The following is a 16,475-nucleotide window of genomic DNA, read 5'->3' on the forward strand; positions in this document are numbered from 1 at the left end:
CATACTAACCTGTGTAAAATAATATAAAATCTTTAAATTTAAGGAAGGGAGGATCTAACTTAGAAAAGCTAAAAAAATTGTCTTGACAATGGGGAGCATTATACAAGTTGCCTCAGATTTGGATGACGAGCATAGGATGAACCTGGTTGTACCTCCCGGAGCATGGGGAAATTGGGTTAATTGCGGTGGATGGTTGGTTATTAACGGATATCATGTGGACTTAATTTTACGTGATATAAAAAGGGTGGAACAAGTAATCAAAGAGACAGAACAAGGAATTGTTACTACGAATTATCAGACGGGGCATCCCCATGGATACATTAGTGCTATGTATCGCGGCGAATTGGCGATAAGCGAAATACTATATTCAAAGAATGAAAGAATACGGGAATTAAAAAAACGGGCAGAAATTTATCCCGCTGCATTGAGGAAAAGTTTAGTTGACTTTTTTATGTTTGAAGCAGAGTTCTCTTTAATGTTTGTGAAAGCAAATTTGAGCTCAGGCGATAAATATTATATTGCAGGGCATGCTTTTCGTGCAATTTCATGTATAAATCAAGTATTGTTTGCATGCAACAATGTTTATTGCATTAATGAAAAGAAAGCAATAAAGCTGATTGATAATTTTGAATATAAGCCTGAAAAATATGCCGAAAGGGTGAATCGAGTTTTTGAAACGCTCGGTACTTCCCCAGTTGAATGCTGTGAAATGATTGAAAAGATTTATCATGAAGCAGGACAAATTGCTTCTGAAATTGAGGGTTTGTAATATTAGAGATGTGATTTTTGACTTACAGAGCAAGCCGTGCATAAGCTGTGAAAATCATGACAAGACAGTTTGGGTATTTAAAAAATTAAGAAGTAAAATAAAAAGATAAAATATAAAGAGATAAATATAACTTAGTAAAGAATTGGAATGGTCAGATAAAGGCGTGGAAATTATAAATGTTGGAACAAAATAAGCAGCAACTATGTTATAAAGCTACATAAAGGATATTTATTAAACGACACCGGTTATATATACCCCGGAGCAAAATGTTATTAAAAGAGGATTTGGAGGAAAACATATACAAGTTAGATCGGATAAAGTTATGCCCTTTAAAATAAAGGCTGACTCAAAGAAATAAATATTCTTGATGGAAAGAATATAGATATTGACCCATCGACTATACTGTGCACAGATTGTCGTATGAGAAAGCATATTCTTTGATAATATCGATAATGAAAGGAGGTCGTTTGATGGATTCTCTAAGCAGAATGAATAAAGCATTGGAATATATTGAAGAGCATCTGACAGAGGATATCGATTATAGCGAAGTATCAAAAATTGCACACTGCTCGGAATATCATTTTAAAAGGATGTTTTCATTTTTATCGGGAGTTGGTTTGTCTGAATATATTCGACGAAGAAGGCTGACGCTGGCTGCCCTTGATTTGAAAGATTCGAATTTGAGAATAATCGATGTAGCTGTCAAATACGGTTATGACTCGGCAGATTCATTTTCTCGCGCTTTTTACTCTATGCATGGTGTTCTTCCTTCCGAAGCAAGAAATGAGAATACACAGATAAAAGCTTATCCTAGAATGACCTTTCAATTATCGATTAAAGGAGGATGTGAAATGAATTACCGTATTGTTGAGAAAGGACCTTTTAAGTTGGTAGGATTTAAGAAGAGGGTACCGATAATTTTTAAAGGTATCAATCCGGAGATTGCAAAAATGACTGAACTTTTAACTCCTGAGGTTATAAAAGAATTAAAAGCACTTTCAAATGTAGAGCCAACAGGGATTATTAGCGCATCTGCAAACTTCTCGGAAGAAAGAATGAAAGAAAAAGGTGAGATGGATCATTATATCGGTGTGGCAACTACCGGTAATGAACCGGCAGGATATGATGTATTGAAAGTAGAAGCCGGTACTTGGGCAGTTTTCGAATCCATTGGACCATTCCCGGAAACTCTTCAGAATGTGTGGGGAAGGATATACTCGGAGTGGTTCCCGTCATCAGGATATGAGGCGGTTGAGGGCCCCGAAATTTTGTGGAACGAAAGTCCGGATACTGCAAATCCAAAATATCGAAGTGAAATCTGGATTCCGGTAAAGAAAAAAGACTATTAGTTATATCTGTGTTTATGATTATTAGTCACTCTCGGTTAGAGAGTGACTTTTTGGCCTCTTGGAATGAAATGAAAGAGGCCAAAGCGAAGGGACTCGATGTCCCGAGCTTTTATTTATAAATGTTATGAGCATTATATACAAACACTTGGAAGATTGAACTGGGCTACTTTGGGTAATCGGTCGAACAAAGTGAATCTGAGATTGGGATTAAAGGTACTTGGGTTAACAAACTTTATTTATATAAGGAAAAAATTTTCAACATACATTGTAATACGAGGTAATTTGTGTTACAATATAATTGGTAATACAATGCAGGAGGTGGTATCTATGAATAAAGAGCTTATGAAAGGAAGCATTGATATACTTCTGTTGCTGTTAATAGCTAAGGAGGATTTATACGGGTATGAAATAGCTAAAAAGCTAAAAGAAAAAAGCAATTATTTATACAATATCGGGGAAGGGACCCTATATCCTGCCCTTCAAAGAATGGAGAAAAAAGGACTGATTAAATCCTATTGGGGTGATTCCGATAGCGGTGGCAGGCGTAAATATTATTCTATTACGGAAGAAGGTAAAAAGCAGCTTGCTAAAAGATTAGACGAGTGGGATATGCTGAGTAAATTGGTAAATTCGTGTAAGGAGGGGTTTGTATGCACCAATTTGATGAATACATTAACACAATCATAAAAGACTTGAAGATAAGCAAAAAGAAAAAAGATGAAATAGCTGAAGAGTTTTTGGATCATTTGCAAATGTTAAAGAAAGAGTATTTATCAAAAGGTATGAGTGAAATTGATGCTGTTAAACAAGCTATGATTACTTTTGGTGAAGAAAACCGCCTAAAAAGAGAATTGTCAAAAAGTCTGCTAAGCTATAAGAGCTTTCATAACATTATTGGTGGTGTAATCATACTTTTAATTGTTTTTATAATTGGAAAATATATTTCCGTGCCTGTATACGGCCCAAAATATTGGGATCTCCCAATTTCCAGCATATTATTTTATACTCTTATACCAAATGATATAATCTTTATTGCCCTTGGATATTATCTTCCTATCTTTTCAAAAAGGATGGAGAGGATTCGGAATATTATTTTAGTTGCTACTGTAATAGGAGTTTTAAGGAGGGGATTAATGCTTTTGCTCTTTCCGACACCGTGGAATGGTTTGGAACTTTACATGAAATTAATTATCCTGATATCTCCATTGAGTATTGTTTCGCATGTCATTGGATATGTGTTTGGGTTTGTGCTATTACAATTATTTCACAGAACATCGGAGGTTTGTAAAAGATTGGTTTTGAAAATATTCTGATTAGTTATAGAATATGTAATAGAGGTATCAATGTATAATAGTATGAGCCTTTTTGGTTACCTGAAAAGTACCAAAAGGTATTTATGATAGAATTAATACATGGATTTTAATGGGAGCTATTTCATGTTTAGTGATTTTATAAAACACTATAGTATCATAAGGGATATCCTAAGAGATTGTTTCCTGTACGGATGCTTTTCAAAAGATGACTTGGAAAGCAAAAGAAATATAAGTTCAAGAAAAGTCAGTTATGAAATGCGGCGTATTCAGCAGTATGTGGAAGAAAAATATATCAAGGTTGATAAAGACGGAAGATACAAGCTTTTAAATCTCACTTATGACTTTATGCGGCATACAGATAATTTTCTTGTGAGTACTTATATGACCAAGAGTTTCACGCGCACAGACTTGCTGACATATTTTTTCATACTGTTATATATTCAGTCACAAAACCGCCCTTGTTCCCTAAGTGAGATTGAAGACGGGCTGGCACAGGAGGATATTTATCCTTTGACAAAGTTAGCAGTAAGACTATTGAAAGAAAGCTTTCGGAAATGTGCACAAGCTTTGGAGTCTTAAGCTGTGAAACGGTAAAGAGAAGAAAAATCTACTCAATAGCACCCGACATATTAAAAACACTGGACAATAATGAGTTGGCAGAGCTTCTTGTGGCTGTGGGCCTTTTTAAAAACATTGTATTTCCTGTGGTTGCAGGCTATTTCTGTGAGCAGACTCTAAAGGATTATATGAATTTTGAGAGGAGCATCAGTGGAAATGACAATCATTACTTTAACTACAGGAATGTGCATTTTCATCCTGTAATTGAAGAGCAGGTGCTGTGGGAGATTTTAAAGGCTATGCATACGGGACATAAAATAAAGATTTTATATCATTTGACAAAAAGAAACCAAGACGAAAGTTCCGGTATAAGCAAGGCAAGCAGTAATTACATTTGTCACTGCAGCAAACCTTTAGCCCCGTATAAAATAAGATATGATGTCCGGCACGGAAGGTTTTACTTGGTATCCTTCGGCAAAAGCAAAAATTGCATAGTGTCAAGGCTTGACAGGATTGAGAGTATAGAAATATTGGAAGAAACATTTCAAAGACAGGATTATGATGAATTGTATGATAAAGAGATGTGCTGCAGTTGGTCCGGTATGCCCCTGAAAAGCAGGGGAGAACCGGAAAAGGTGAAGCTTGAAGTCGTTATCAATGAGGAAACAGAAGGGTATATTATTGAAAAAATTCTAAATGAATCACCCAACGGGATGGTAGATAAGATTGAAGATGGGCGTTATCATGTAACCATTGAAGTCAACGATAGTGGAGAGCTTATTCCTTGGATAAGAGGGTACGCAGGATATGTAAGAGTTTTAGAAAGCAAGGAGCTGGCAGAGAGGATTCTTAATGACTGGAAGGAGATGCTTTTATCCTATGGAGTTGTTCAGTGAAATTAAAAACAGGTACTTTCGGTTGATGTTCAGAATTATCAATGAGTGCGCCGAAGGCAGGACGAAAAGTGAGATACTGAAAATCATCGATGAAGGGGAATTTGAACAGAAGGTTATAGGAAAGAATCAAAAATCCTTTGCAGACTTTGTTTTAAACAAATGCGGACCGGATGAAGACTTAAATCTGTTAACCGAAATGGATGGCATGTATTATCCTTCGGTTGGAAGCTTTGACAAGCCGGAAAATAACCGGCCTCCTCTTCCGGTGCGCTTTTCTGAGATTGAGAAAGCATGGCTTAAGGCTCTTTTGGACAAAGAAGGTATCAAGCTGATTCTAAGCAAAGAAACCTTTGACAAACTCCAAAAAGAGCTTGCTGATACAGATACTCCGATAAAAGACGAATATTTTGAATTTACCAATAGAATAAAACTGCCTGAAATTGCAAATCAGGAAGCATACGAAGAGAATTTCAGATTGCTGTTGAATGCGATTATACAGGAAAAACCGATAAGATACAATAATATAGATAGAAAAGGCAATATATACAAAAACAGGCTGGCGCTGCCCATCAGCATTGAGTACTCAATGAGAGACGGAAGATTTCGTGTTTCCATGTATTTGTTGGATGAAAACAGGCCTATCATGGCAAACATATTTACTTTGTCGGGCATAAGGATTGTGGACGAAGATGTAGGTATTGACAGGGAAACGGCGAAAAAGCTCTTGTTTGAACAGAAATATTCCGAAGAACCGATAGTTTTGGAAGTAATGGATAGAAAGGCAGCGATGGAAAGGTGCTTTATGTGTTTTTCGGGAATGGAGAGAACCGCACGGAGCTTGGGCAATAATAAATATGAGATTAGGCTTAATTATTATCTTTTTGAAGAAGAAAACATCATCCGAAACATCATTTCACTGGGCCCCTATGTGAAAGTCATATCTCCTCAAAGGATTGCAGATGAGATTGTCTCAAGAGTTAAAAAAGCTATAAGCTTGTATAATATATAATTTGCATAATATATAAAAAGTTTGCAGTCTTTTATTAAAGATGCAAACTTTTTGTCTGTTAATTGGTAAATTATTCTCATATACTAAAAATGTAGTGAGCAGCGCAGAAAAGAGTTACTTCATAGTTGGATGAATCATACTCTTTTTGATTTTCTCTCACTATGAATATAAGTTGGGTAGTGTAGACTAGAGTTACTTCGCCTTTTAAGCGAGAGGTCACCGGTTCGAGTCCGGTCATGGAAATTCCATGTAGCTCAGGTGGTAGAGCACTTTACAAACTCTAATCGGTTTTCTCCCAACGAATACTTGGGCAGTGCAGGAAGGAGTTACTTCGGAAACTGGGACGTGAAAACGTGTGCAGGTGCAAGTCCTGCCCCCAAATTTTGGGGTGGCGGAATGAGTAGACGCGACAGTAATAGTCTCCTTCCGATTTTCTCCCAAGAATAATTTCCTGAGAAAGGGGAATGACAATGTCTAAGTTTAATTTAGGGGTCGCAAAAGCTAAAAAAACAGTAAATAATGAGGGCGCAATTGCTTACTCGATGAGTGACAAGGAAAAGCTTATTACGCAAGTATTAACGAGTCTTTTTAATGAAAATAAATTTTACGGAGATAATTCTCAGGATATATTAAATACCGCTAGGAATGTAATAAAGAGTGAAGCCTCTTTTGTTGCCAACTTGTGTATTTTCGCAAGGAAAGAGATGCATTTGAGAACAATATCCCATGTTTTGGTATCGGAGCTTGCAAAAAGTACAGAGGGAAAAGAATACGTGAGAAGAACTTTATATGAGATAATTGAGCGCCCTGACGATATGACAGAGGTACTTTCATATTTTATAAATACATACGGTAAACCTATACCAAACTCGATGAAGAAAGGTTTGGCGGACAGCTTCGGCAAATTTGACGAGTATCAGCTGGCAAAATACAATAGAAAAAATACTGTAAAATTAAAAGATATTTTATGCCTGGTTCACCCAAAGGCCAAAGATGAAAACCAAAATGACCTTTGGAAGAGACTTTTGGAAGACAGGCTTGAAACTCCTGTTACATGGGAAACGGAGCTGTCGATGAAAGGAAATACAAAAGCGACATGGGAAAGGTTGATTGAGGAGAACAGACTGGGATATATGGCGATGATGAGAAATCTTCGTAATATAATCAACTCGGGAGCATCCAATATAGATAAAGTATACGCATATTTGACTGATGAAGAGAGGGTTTTAAAGAACAAGCAGTTGCCTTTCAGGTACTATAGCGCGTATAAGGTATTGAAAAATGAAGGAATAGGAACCTCGAAGATTTATGATGCTTTGGAAATTGCAATAAAAACATCAACCAAAAATATTAAGAGACTTCCCGGAAAAACATTAATCGCTGCAGACGTTTCCGGTTCTATGAATTTCCCTTTTAGTGCAAGAAGCGATCTGACATGTGCCGAGGTTGCCGTATTGATGCTGTCAATTGCAAACTATATATGTGAAGAGACCATTACGATGACTTTTGACGACAGTCTATATGCATGTAATCTGTCAACGCAAAACGGTATAATTGCCAATGCAAACAGTATCAAAGTAAACGGCGGGGGAACTGATATTACTTTACCGCTACGCTATTTGCTGGATAAGAGGATATTCGTTGACCGCATTATTTTATTGTCCGACAATGAGATAAACAGAGGATACACAGATGGCGTCGGCTATGGTGGATCGAAGGCTTGTCAGGCTTTTGTTGAGAGATATAAAAAGTGGATAAATCCTGATGTCTGGGTTCATGCGATAGATATGCAGGGATATGGCACGCAGCAGTTTAAAGGCAAGAATGTAAACATCATTGCCGGATGGATCGAGAGAGTATTCGATTTTATATCTTCAGTAGAGCAAGGTATGGATTCTTTGGCTGAAAAAATCGGAAACTACTATTTTAAGCAGAGTGGGTGATTTTATGACGGAACTCTTTGATAAAAGTTCGGCACACTATGTTCTGCTGCAGCCTGTAAAATTGTTTGGGCACCCTAACGCTAAAGACAAGATTGATTTGCTAAATTCGTTAAGGAATTATGCAGATTTAGGGGATATAGAATATGTATATCCCCTTGTCTTTGAAAAGGACACGGAGCTTGCGTGGACTGCTGCCCAAATAGTTTCAGAGGTAATGGGAAAAGTACAGGGAAAGCAGTGGAACATGGTTTATGACCGTGTTAAATACACTAATATAAATATAGATAGGATGAGCATACTTTTAAAATTTTCTCCTGAAGTTTCCGTTCATCTTTTGGGGGTGGCTTCCCTTAATTATAATGGATATATAAGAGAAAAAGCACTAAAACTTGCTTCGGGTTTGTCGGATTCAAGGATAGTTCCATATATACTGTTAAGGCTGAATGACTGGGTGCTGCCAGTGAGAAATTTAGCTTTACATATTTTAAGAAGCAAGTTTACTACTGAAAATTTTGATGCATTTATTGATAACTTTTATCTTGTCGATAAGCTTCAAAATGCGCTAAGAGTTGACCTTAAGAGTATAAGAGAGGAGATTGCGGACTATCTTAAGGAAGATACTATGCTGAATAATTTAATGCTCAGATTAAAGAACCCTAATGTTAAATTGCGTCGGTTCTGTTATTGGTTACTGGAAGATAAGATTGCTGATGATGATATTATAAATTCTGCACTAAAAGATAAATCCTTTGAAATACATATGTGGCTTGTTGATGCGATAAAAAATCTGGATGAGGACAGACGGGATGATGTTATCGAGAAACTTCTTCAAGACAAATCTGCAAAAGTGAAAACAGCGGTACTGAGAAATTATGAAGAGATTGTTTGCCTAAAATTCAAGGAAAGACTTGTTAGCCTTGTAGCAGATGATAATGCATCGGTTCGTGATGAGGCGAGGTTTATTTGTAAAAAGCATTCAATAATAAAGGATTTTCCGGAATTCTATAGGCAGCAAATACTTATAAATCCTGTCCCGGGTGCGTTGATTGGCTTGGGTGAGACCGGAAACAAGAGTGATTATGATATTGTTTGCAAGTTCTTTAACCATGAGGAGCCTAAATTTAAAGTTGCAGCTATGACGGCTATGTGGTATCTGTCGAAAGATGATACAGTTAAGCATGTTATGGATTTTCTTGAATCGGATATCCCCAAAATTAAGAAGACTGCGAAAAAGTTTTTAAAAAATTCTAAAATGCCAACGGTACTTTTTCAAATGAAAGATAAGCTTAAGGGTGGTAATGCTGATATAAAACTGTTGGCTCTTGAAATAATTTGCGGTTACGGAGGATGGCACGCTCTTGAAGGTATCTTGTTTGTAATTGCAAATAACGAGGGAATAGTACAGAATAAGGCGAAGGAATTATTGAATAAATGGCTCATTAGAGCTACCAATATTTATTATAAGCCGGATGAAGCTACAGGTAAGAGAATTCAAAGCCTATGTGATGACATCAAAAAGAAAAATATTCTTCTACCATCTACATTAAAAGAGTTAAGTTTTCTTATAGAAACGAGAATTTAGGAGCTGATAGTAATGAATGTGATTATAAATATAAAGGATAATAATTTTGGACTGGAAGATGGAGCGGTAATAAGAGCAAAAGATTTAGGCAATGAATTTGTTATCGAAGCTAATTCTTTAGGGTTAACTTCTTTGGCAAAACATCTGCTGATTCTGGCTTCCCAGAAATTTGAAAGCGGAGATCATGTTCATTATGAAGCGGGTATGATGCTTGAGAAAGGATCAGTTAATTTTGTTATCGAGAAAATCTAAGATTGCTATCAGCCGTATAATAAATTGCAAAGCGCTTGAGTTGCATTGATTGACAGATAGTGGACGGTATAGTAAAATAAGCACATGGTTGCTAGTATATTCAGTAAATTAGTTTTTGAAAGGAGGATGAACCATGTATATTGGTAATTGCCGAGAATGTATAAAAAATTATATATCACTTCAACAAATTCATAAACCAGGTATGAATATGCATATACATTGGCTTAATCCTCTATTATTCAAACGTAAAGGCAGATAATACTTTAGAAAAATTACGTATATAATAAATGAACAATAGGTGGTTAAGTCTAGCAAATAGATTTAGCCACTTTTTTATTTGAAAACTAATTTAAAATTTAGAATGTTTATAAATGAATGAATAGAGGTGAAAAGATGATACTTTCAATTACATATACCCAGCCGCCGGCAACGGATTTGGGATATCTATTGCACAAAAATCCTTCAAGGCCGCAAACATTTACGCTTAACCACGGAAAAGCCCATATATTCTATCCTGAGGCAACTGAAGAAAGATGTACTGTTGCGCTGCTTCTTGATATTGATCCTATTGATTTGGCTCGTGGGAAAAAAGGGTCCTCGGGAGATGGTGGATTGTTTGATTATGTAAATGACAGGCCTTATGTTGCATCTTCGTTTTTGAGTGTGGCAATATCAAGAGTGTTTGGAACAGCAATGTCGGGTAAATCTAAGGAGAAACCTGAACTGGCTGAGATGGAATTACCGCTTCAAGCAAAAATAATGATGCTTCCCTGCAAAGGAGGGGAAGAAATCATTTACAGATTGTTTGAGCCTTTAGGCTACAAGGTTTCGGTTGAAGGATATATGCTGGATGAGAAATTTCCTGAATGGGGCAAAAGCAAGTATTATACAGTTTCTCTTGAAGGAAAAGTCAGACTTCGGGATTTGTTGAATCATATATATGTGCTAATACCTGTACTTGACTCGGAAAAGCATTACTGGGTCGGGGAAGATGAGATTGACAAGCTGCTTTCCCATGGAGATAGGTGGCTTATTAACCACCCTGAAAAAGAACTGATTACAGGAAGGTACTTAATAAGAAAAAAGAGGCTTGTTAACGAGGCATTTAAAAGGTTGTTGGAAGCAAGTGATGTGGCAGATGATGAAGATGAAGAGAATGAGCCTTCACAGAATGACCAAACCGAAAGAAAACTAAATTTGAACCAGCAAAGGCTCGGGACGGTAGTTGCAGTATTAAAAAGTGTCAATGCAAAAAGAGTAATAGACATAGGCTGCGGAGAAGGAAATCTTCTTTCGCTGCTCATGAAGGACAAAACTTTTGAACAGATTACCGGTGTTGATGTTTCATACAGTGTCCTTGAAAGAGCCAAGGACAAATTAAAAATTGACAGACTGCCCGAAATGCAAAGAAAAAGAATCAACTTGTTCCAAGGTTCCTTGGTGTACAGGGATAAGCGGTTTTCTGGATATGATGCGGCAACCGTTATTGAGGTTATAGAACACCTTGATGAAAACAGGCTTAAAGCTTTTGAAAAAGTGTTGTTTAAATTTGCAAGGCCTCAGACAGTGATTGTGTCAACACCAAACAAGGAATATAATTTGCATTACCAAAACCTTTTTGAAGGAGATTTGCGCCACAGGGACCATCGCTTTGAGTGGACCCGTAAAGAATTTGAAACCTGGGCAGTTAAGGTTGCCGAGAGCTACGGATATAATGTGAGGTTTTTACAAATAGGTGAGGTCGATGACGAATTCGGTAGTCCTACACAGATGGGGGTGTTTACGTTATGAAGTTGACTGTACCGGAGTTATCGTTAATAGTATTAATAGGTTCTTCCGGAAGCGGTAAATCCACTTTTGCAAAGAAGCACTTTAGGCCGACAGAGGTAATATCGTCCGATTTCTGCAGAGGACTGGTTTCGGATGACGAAAATGAACAGACAGTTACTGAGACGGCGTTTGACGTATTGCATTATATAGTTTCCAAAAGGCTCAAGCTGGGAAAGCTCACAGTTGTTGATGCCACAAATGTGCAGGAATCTGCAAGAAAGCCTCTTATAGAGATTGCCAGAGACAACAACTGTTTTCCTGTGGCTGTGGTGTTCAACCTTTCGGAGAGAATATGCCAGGATAGAAATAAAAACAGGACCGACAGGCAGGTAGGAGAGCATGTAATAAGAAAACACACCCAGCAGCTGAAAAAATCAATCAAAGGACTTCAGAGGGAAGGCTTCAGGTATGTGTATGTACTCAACTCTCCCGAAGAGGTGGAAGAGGTTGTATTTGAAAGGCAGCCGTTATGGAACAACAAGAAAGATGAGCATGGTCCTTTTGATATTATTGGAGATGTTCACGGCTGCTATGATGAGTTGAAAATGCTGCTTGAGAAATTGGACTACTCCATTGAGGAAGTTGAGGGTGGCGATGGAAGCGGCAAATACAGGGTGACACATCCTGAAGGAAGAAAGGTGCTGTTCCTGGGAGACTTGGTGGACCGCGGTCCTAAAATTACTGAAGTATTAAAACTTGTTATGAGTATGGTTAAATCCGGAATTGCCCTTTGTGTGCCGGGCAACCACGATGTAAAGCTCTTAAAGAAGCTTAACGGCCGTGATGTTCAAATTACTCACGGTTTGGATAGAACTTTGGAACAGCTGGAAGGAGAATCACCGGAATTTATTGAAGAGGTGAAAGTCTTTATTGACGGGTTGGTAAGCCATTATGTATTGGATGATGGAAAGCTTGTTGTGGCTCATGCCGGCATGAAAGAAGAATTTCAGGGCAGAGGTTCGGGCAGAGTAAGGGAATTTGCCCTTTATGGAGAGACTACGGGGGAAACCGATGAATATGGTTTGCCTGTAAGATACGATTGGGCTTCCGACTACCGCGGCAGGGCTATGGTGGTTTATGGGCATACACCGCAGGCCGAAGCCTTAAAGGTGAACAATACAATCAACATTGATACCGGATGCGTTTTCGGAGGGAAATTAACGGCCTACAGGTATCCGGAAAGAGAATTTGTGGACGTCAAGGCCTTGAAAACCTATTATGAGCCGGCAAAGCCTTTCCTGCCTGAACAAGACAAAGCTGAGAGTTTTGAGACAAGGGGAGATAATGATATTCTCGACATCAATGACGTTTTGGGCAAGAGATTTATCGGAACCAGGCTTATGAGCAATATTACGATACATGAGGAAAACTCCATTGCGGCCCTGGAGGTAATGAGCAGGTTTGCTGCCGACCCTCATTGGCTCATATATTTGCCGCCTACCATGTCGCCAAGCGAAACCAGTAAGAAAGAAGGTATGCTGGAGCATCCTGCCGAAGCCTTTGAATACTTCCGTATACGGGGAGTGGACAAAGTGGTGTGTGAGCAAAAGCATATGGGCTCCCGTGCAGTGGTAATCGTATGTAAGGACAGTCAGGTGGCAGAAAAGAGGTTTGGAGTCTTGGACGGAACTTCGGGAATATGCTATACTCGTACAGGAAGGCATTTCTTCGATGATATGGAGCTTGAGGCGGCATTGATTGACAGAGTAAGACGAGCTTTAGACAAGTCAGGCTTCTGGAGCGACTTTAACACTGATTGGGTATGTCTTGACTGTGAATTAATGCCATGGTCAGCCAAAGCACAAAAGCTTTTGAAAGAGCAATACTCCGCAGTAGGCATTTCAGGCAGAATTGCGCTGGATGAAGCCGTTAAGCTGCTTAAACAGACATCTTTAAATAAAGCTGTTGTGTTTGATGTGAACAAGGAAACTTCAGGGAAGAATGCAGATATAAATGAACTGTTACAGAGATTTACCGAACGAGCTGAGATGATATACAAGTATGTAGATGCATACAGAAAATACTGCTGGCCTGTTAGTTCCATCGATGACTTAAAGCTCGCGCCTTTCCACATCCTTGCTACGGAAGGAAAAGTGCATTCGGATAAAAACCACATATGGCACATGGATAGTATTGCAAAATACTGTGCCCAGGATGACAGCCTGATTATAGCAACAGAACATATTCTTGTTGACGTTACTGACGAAGAAAGTGTTGCCAAGGGTATAAAATGGTGGGAGGACCTGACTGCTTCCGGTGGAGAGGGAATGGTGGTAAAACCTTACGACTTTGTTGTAAAGAATGGAAAAGAACTCTTGCAGCCGGCTGTAAAGTGCCGCGGAAGAGAATATCTGAGAATCATTTACGGGCCGGAGTACACAATGGATGAAAATATCCAGAGGCTTCGAAACAGGGCTGTCGGAAAGAAACGCTCGTTGGCTCTTCGTGAGTTTTCCCTTGGAATGGAAGCTCTTGAACGTTTTGTGAGGAATGAGCCTCTCTATAGAGTGCATGAGTGTGTATTTGGAGTCCTGGCACTTGAAAGTGAGCCGGTGGACCCGAGACTGTAAGTTTGACAGATAAGATACAATATGAAGGGATGGGATAAGTTTGCCGGATTTCAATTGCTTTATGGACTTACATAATCACACAATATGGTCTGACGGTGCTGATACTCCCGAAGAGATAATAATGAATGCTATAGAGCATCAAGTGGAAGCGGTTGGGGTGTCTGATCACTTTGATAACTACTCTTTAGGGAATGACAATCTGAAAATTTATATGAACCACATTAATGTGTTAAAATCAGAGCACATTAATTCAATTAAAGTTTTTACCGGAATTGAAATATCGTTTGTTTATTTGCTGAAAAATTACAGTACGTTACCCTATAAGCTACTTAATCAGCTTGACTTTATTTTGATAGAGCACCTTGATTATATACCTCAAAGCGTAAAGCTTGAGTATGTCGCAGAAATCTTGAAGCTTATTAAGTGCAGCAAAGGTTTGGCTCATACTGACTTGTTAAAATGGGCTGATAATTATAAGGATAAAGGCGGGTTGGATTATGTCTTGGATTTTATAGAGCAAAGCAACCTTTTTTGGGAGATTAACACTGATTCGGCATATGATATCTTTTTAAATATTCTTAATCCCCGTAGAATGGATGAGAATACCGAAGCTGTATTGCAGGGGATTGCAAAAAGAAAAATTCATGTATCTGTTGGTTCCGACACTCATAGCCTGGTTCAATATAATTATGAAAGGTTGAAAACGGCAAATGAGGTGGCAAAAAAATTAAATGTGGGTATTGGAAATAGATGGTGTTGATATAGACTCTCCTTCTTGGCACCCTTTTCTTGTTAAATTTTGCCAAGAAGGAGAATGTTTTTTACTTGTAAAAACTGTAAAAAGTAAATATTAATAAGGAAAAATATATGCCTCCTTTGATAGAAGTAAATAGTACCGGCATATTGCATTTAGATGGGTTTTTATTTTAATAATCGAAAAATATGGAGTAATTGAACTGTAATAATTATTTTTTGAATTATAATATAAGATATAGAAATCTAATTGGAAATTTGATTTAAAACACTAAATTGCTTTAAGGCAAATTTCCAACTCTATTAGTACATTCGTTGGCACATTTTCTTAAAAATCAGATTGTATGGTGCAGGCGAATTATTAAGATACAATATTTTACAATTGTAATATGTCTGCTTTTATTCAGTACATGTTTCTTAGTTTCTTGCACTAATGATGGTAATCTTCCTGAGATGACTTATAATTCTCCGGATAGCGGAGTTTCTATGACACTTGATTATAATTTGCCGAATTCATAATGTTTATACGGTTAAAGGATATGATAGTAAGGGTTTTCTGATCGTAGAGAAACGTATGGTGGGATTGGTCTTGGATATTTATTTCCATGAGAAAGTTACTGAAATACCTTAGGAGTTTTTGGAAGGAAATCAAAAACTCCATTTTTAATATATATAGTTTGAATATTCAATTTTTTAATCATCTACTTGTTACATGAGTTTATTTATGGCCGTTAAACGAGTCGGTTAATAGATTTATTGTAAAAGATACAAAACGTTCCTTGTCGAGATTGAAGTTCTGTGTATATGTGTTTCCAACATGCGAAAACATATGAAAAAAACTGGTGATTAAAAATATTGAGGAGTATGAAAGCTCTGATATGTCATAGTCGGAACAAATGCTTCCGTCGGCTTTACCATCTTCAAACAGCGACATCAGCCTTTGAAACATGGTTTGATTGAAATTCATGAACTTTTGACGAAATGGAGAATCCGAGCCGTTTCCCTTTGCCTTGACAGTTGTCCATAGACTCATCAGGCTGTGCAATTCGGGAAATTTGCAAAAGAATTTATAATATGCTTGACAGGCCAGCTTAACCTTTTCAAAACCTGTTTTCCCTGTGCTACATTCGCTGTCTATCATTGCTAAAAGCCTTTCGTAACCTCTCAGAATAACGGCATAAAACAGGTCTTCCTTGGACGTGAAGTATTTATAGATGGTTCTTTTGGTGTATTGTGATTCTTTAGCCAAATCATCCATGGAAGTATTATCAAAGCCTTTAGAAAGAAATAATTCTTCAGCCTTTGCCAGTATTTCCGATTCACGTGCCTTTTTTTCACGTTCTCTCCTAGAAGAAGTATTCAAAGATAACAACTCCATTCTTGACAAAGTTTAAAATATAAGTATACTTATAGTATACTTATATACTGACAGTATACCTATATAATATCAGTATAAATATTGGATATGCTTATGTCAACAGTCTGAAATCTGAAGGTGGCTTTATGAAGAATGCAATTCCTGAAAGGTTTGATATGGAAATGCGAAAGAAAAAAGTCTTAACTAAATTCAAAGTTCTTATAGTGCTTGCTTTTATTGTATGATTGTTTTTTATGAAGTTTACTTCTTTTGGTGAACCGGAACTGAAGAAAT

11 protein-coding genes and 2 pseudogenes are annotated in these 16,475 nt (G+C 37.6%); 12 read left to right on the forward strand and 1 reads right to left on the reverse strand.

Going from position 1 to position 16,475, the window contains the following annotated elements; all coding sequences use genetic code 11:
- Positions 1 to 94 precede the first annotated feature (94 nt).
- The 12 genes and pseudogenes from JCM21531_RS00005 to JCM21531_RS00060 all read left to right on the forward strand — a co-directional run.
- Positions 95 to 769: pseudogene (locus JCM21531_RS00005) on the forward strand (nucleotidyltransferase domain-containing protein); the annotation flags it as partial.
- 470 nt (positions 770 to 1,239) lie between these two features.
- A complete protein-coding gene (locus JCM21531_RS00010) occupies positions 1,240 to 2,118 on the forward strand; it encodes an AraC family transcriptional regulator (protein WP_038286463.1) in 879 nt (292 codons plus the stop codon).
- Between the two features lie 327 nt (positions 2,119 to 2,445).
- Positions 2,446 to 2,805, forward strand: coding sequence for a PadR family transcriptional regulator (locus tag JCM21531_RS00015; protein ID WP_038286466.1), 360 nt, complete (start codon positions 2,446 to 2,448; stop codon positions 2,803 to 2,805).
- Positions 2,769 to 3,431, forward strand: a complete 663-nt coding sequence (locus JCM21531_RS00020; protein WP_038286468.1) for a permease prefix domain 1-containing protein — start codon at positions 2,769 to 2,771, stop codon at positions 3,429 to 3,431. Before JCM21531_RS00015 ends, JCM21531_RS00020 begins: the two co-directional genes overlap by 37 nt.
- Before the next feature lie 123 nt (positions 3,432 to 3,554).
- A pseudogene (locus JCM21531_RS00025) lies at positions 3,555 to 4,885 on the forward strand (helix-turn-helix transcriptional regulator).
- Positions 4,869 to 5,894, forward strand: a complete 1,026-nt coding sequence (locus JCM21531_RS00030; RefSeq protein WP_038286470.1) for a WYL domain-containing protein — start codon at positions 4,869 to 4,871, stop codon at positions 5,892 to 5,894. The pseudogene JCM21531_RS00025 and the gene JCM21531_RS00030 overlap by 17 nt, the downstream one beginning before the upstream one ends.
- 470 nt (positions 5,895 to 6,364) lie before the next feature.
- Complete coding sequence (locus JCM21531_RS00035; RefSeq protein WP_038286472.1) at positions 6,365 to 7,837, forward strand: TROVE domain-containing protein; 1,473 nt, start codon at positions 6,365 to 6,367, stop codon at positions 7,835 to 7,837.
- A complete protein-coding gene (locus tag JCM21531_RS00040; protein WP_243466941.1) occupies positions 7,830 to 9,419 on the forward strand; it encodes a HEAT repeat domain-containing protein in 1,590 nt (529 codons plus the stop codon). The genes JCM21531_RS00035 and JCM21531_RS00040 overlap by 8 nt, the downstream gene beginning before the upstream one ends.
- Before the next feature lie 12 nt (positions 9,420 to 9,431).
- A complete protein-coding gene (locus JCM21531_RS00045) occupies positions 9,432 to 9,671 on the forward strand; it encodes an Imm32 family immunity protein (RefSeq protein ID WP_038286476.1) in 240 nt (79 codons plus the stop codon).
- Positions 9,672 to 10,064: 393 nt separating this feature from the next.
- Positions 10,065 to 11,462 (forward strand): 3' terminal RNA ribose 2'-O-methyltransferase Hen1, encoded by a 1,398-nt coding sequence (locus tag JCM21531_RS00050; RefSeq protein ID WP_038286478.1) that lies wholly within the window; start codon positions 10,065 to 10,067, stop codon positions 11,460 to 11,462.
- Entirely contained in the window at positions 11,459 to 14,071 is a 2,613-nt protein-coding gene (locus JCM21531_RS00055) for a polynucleotide kinase-phosphatase (RefSeq protein ID WP_038286480.1), read from the forward strand. The genes JCM21531_RS00050 and JCM21531_RS00055 overlap by 4 nt, the downstream gene beginning before the upstream one ends.
- A gap of 61 nt (positions 14,072 to 14,132) precedes the next feature.
- Positions 14,133 to 14,831, forward strand: a complete 699-nt coding sequence (locus JCM21531_RS00060) for a PHP domain-containing protein (protein WP_131464332.1) — start codon at positions 14,133 to 14,135, stop codon at positions 14,829 to 14,831.
- Positions 14,832 to 15,542: 711 nt separating this feature from the next.
- On the opposite strand, the gene JCM21531_RS00065 is transcribed toward JCM21531_RS00060, so the two are convergent.
- The gene (locus JCM21531_RS00065; RefSeq protein ID WP_038286482.1) at positions 15,543 to 16,187 is read right to left on the reverse strand and encodes a TetR/AcrR family transcriptional regulator; all 645 of its coding nucleotides are present in this window, start codon (positions 16,185 to 16,187) and stop codon (positions 15,543 to 15,545) included.
- Between the last annotated feature and the right edge of the window lie 288 nt (positions 16,188 to 16,475).

The sequence above is a fragment of the Acetivibrio straminisolvens JCM 21531 genome (genome assembly GCF_000521465.1).
GTDB classification, from domain to species: domain Bacteria; phylum Bacillota; class Clostridia; order Acetivibrionales; family Acetivibrionaceae; genus Hungateiclostridium; species Hungateiclostridium straminisolvens.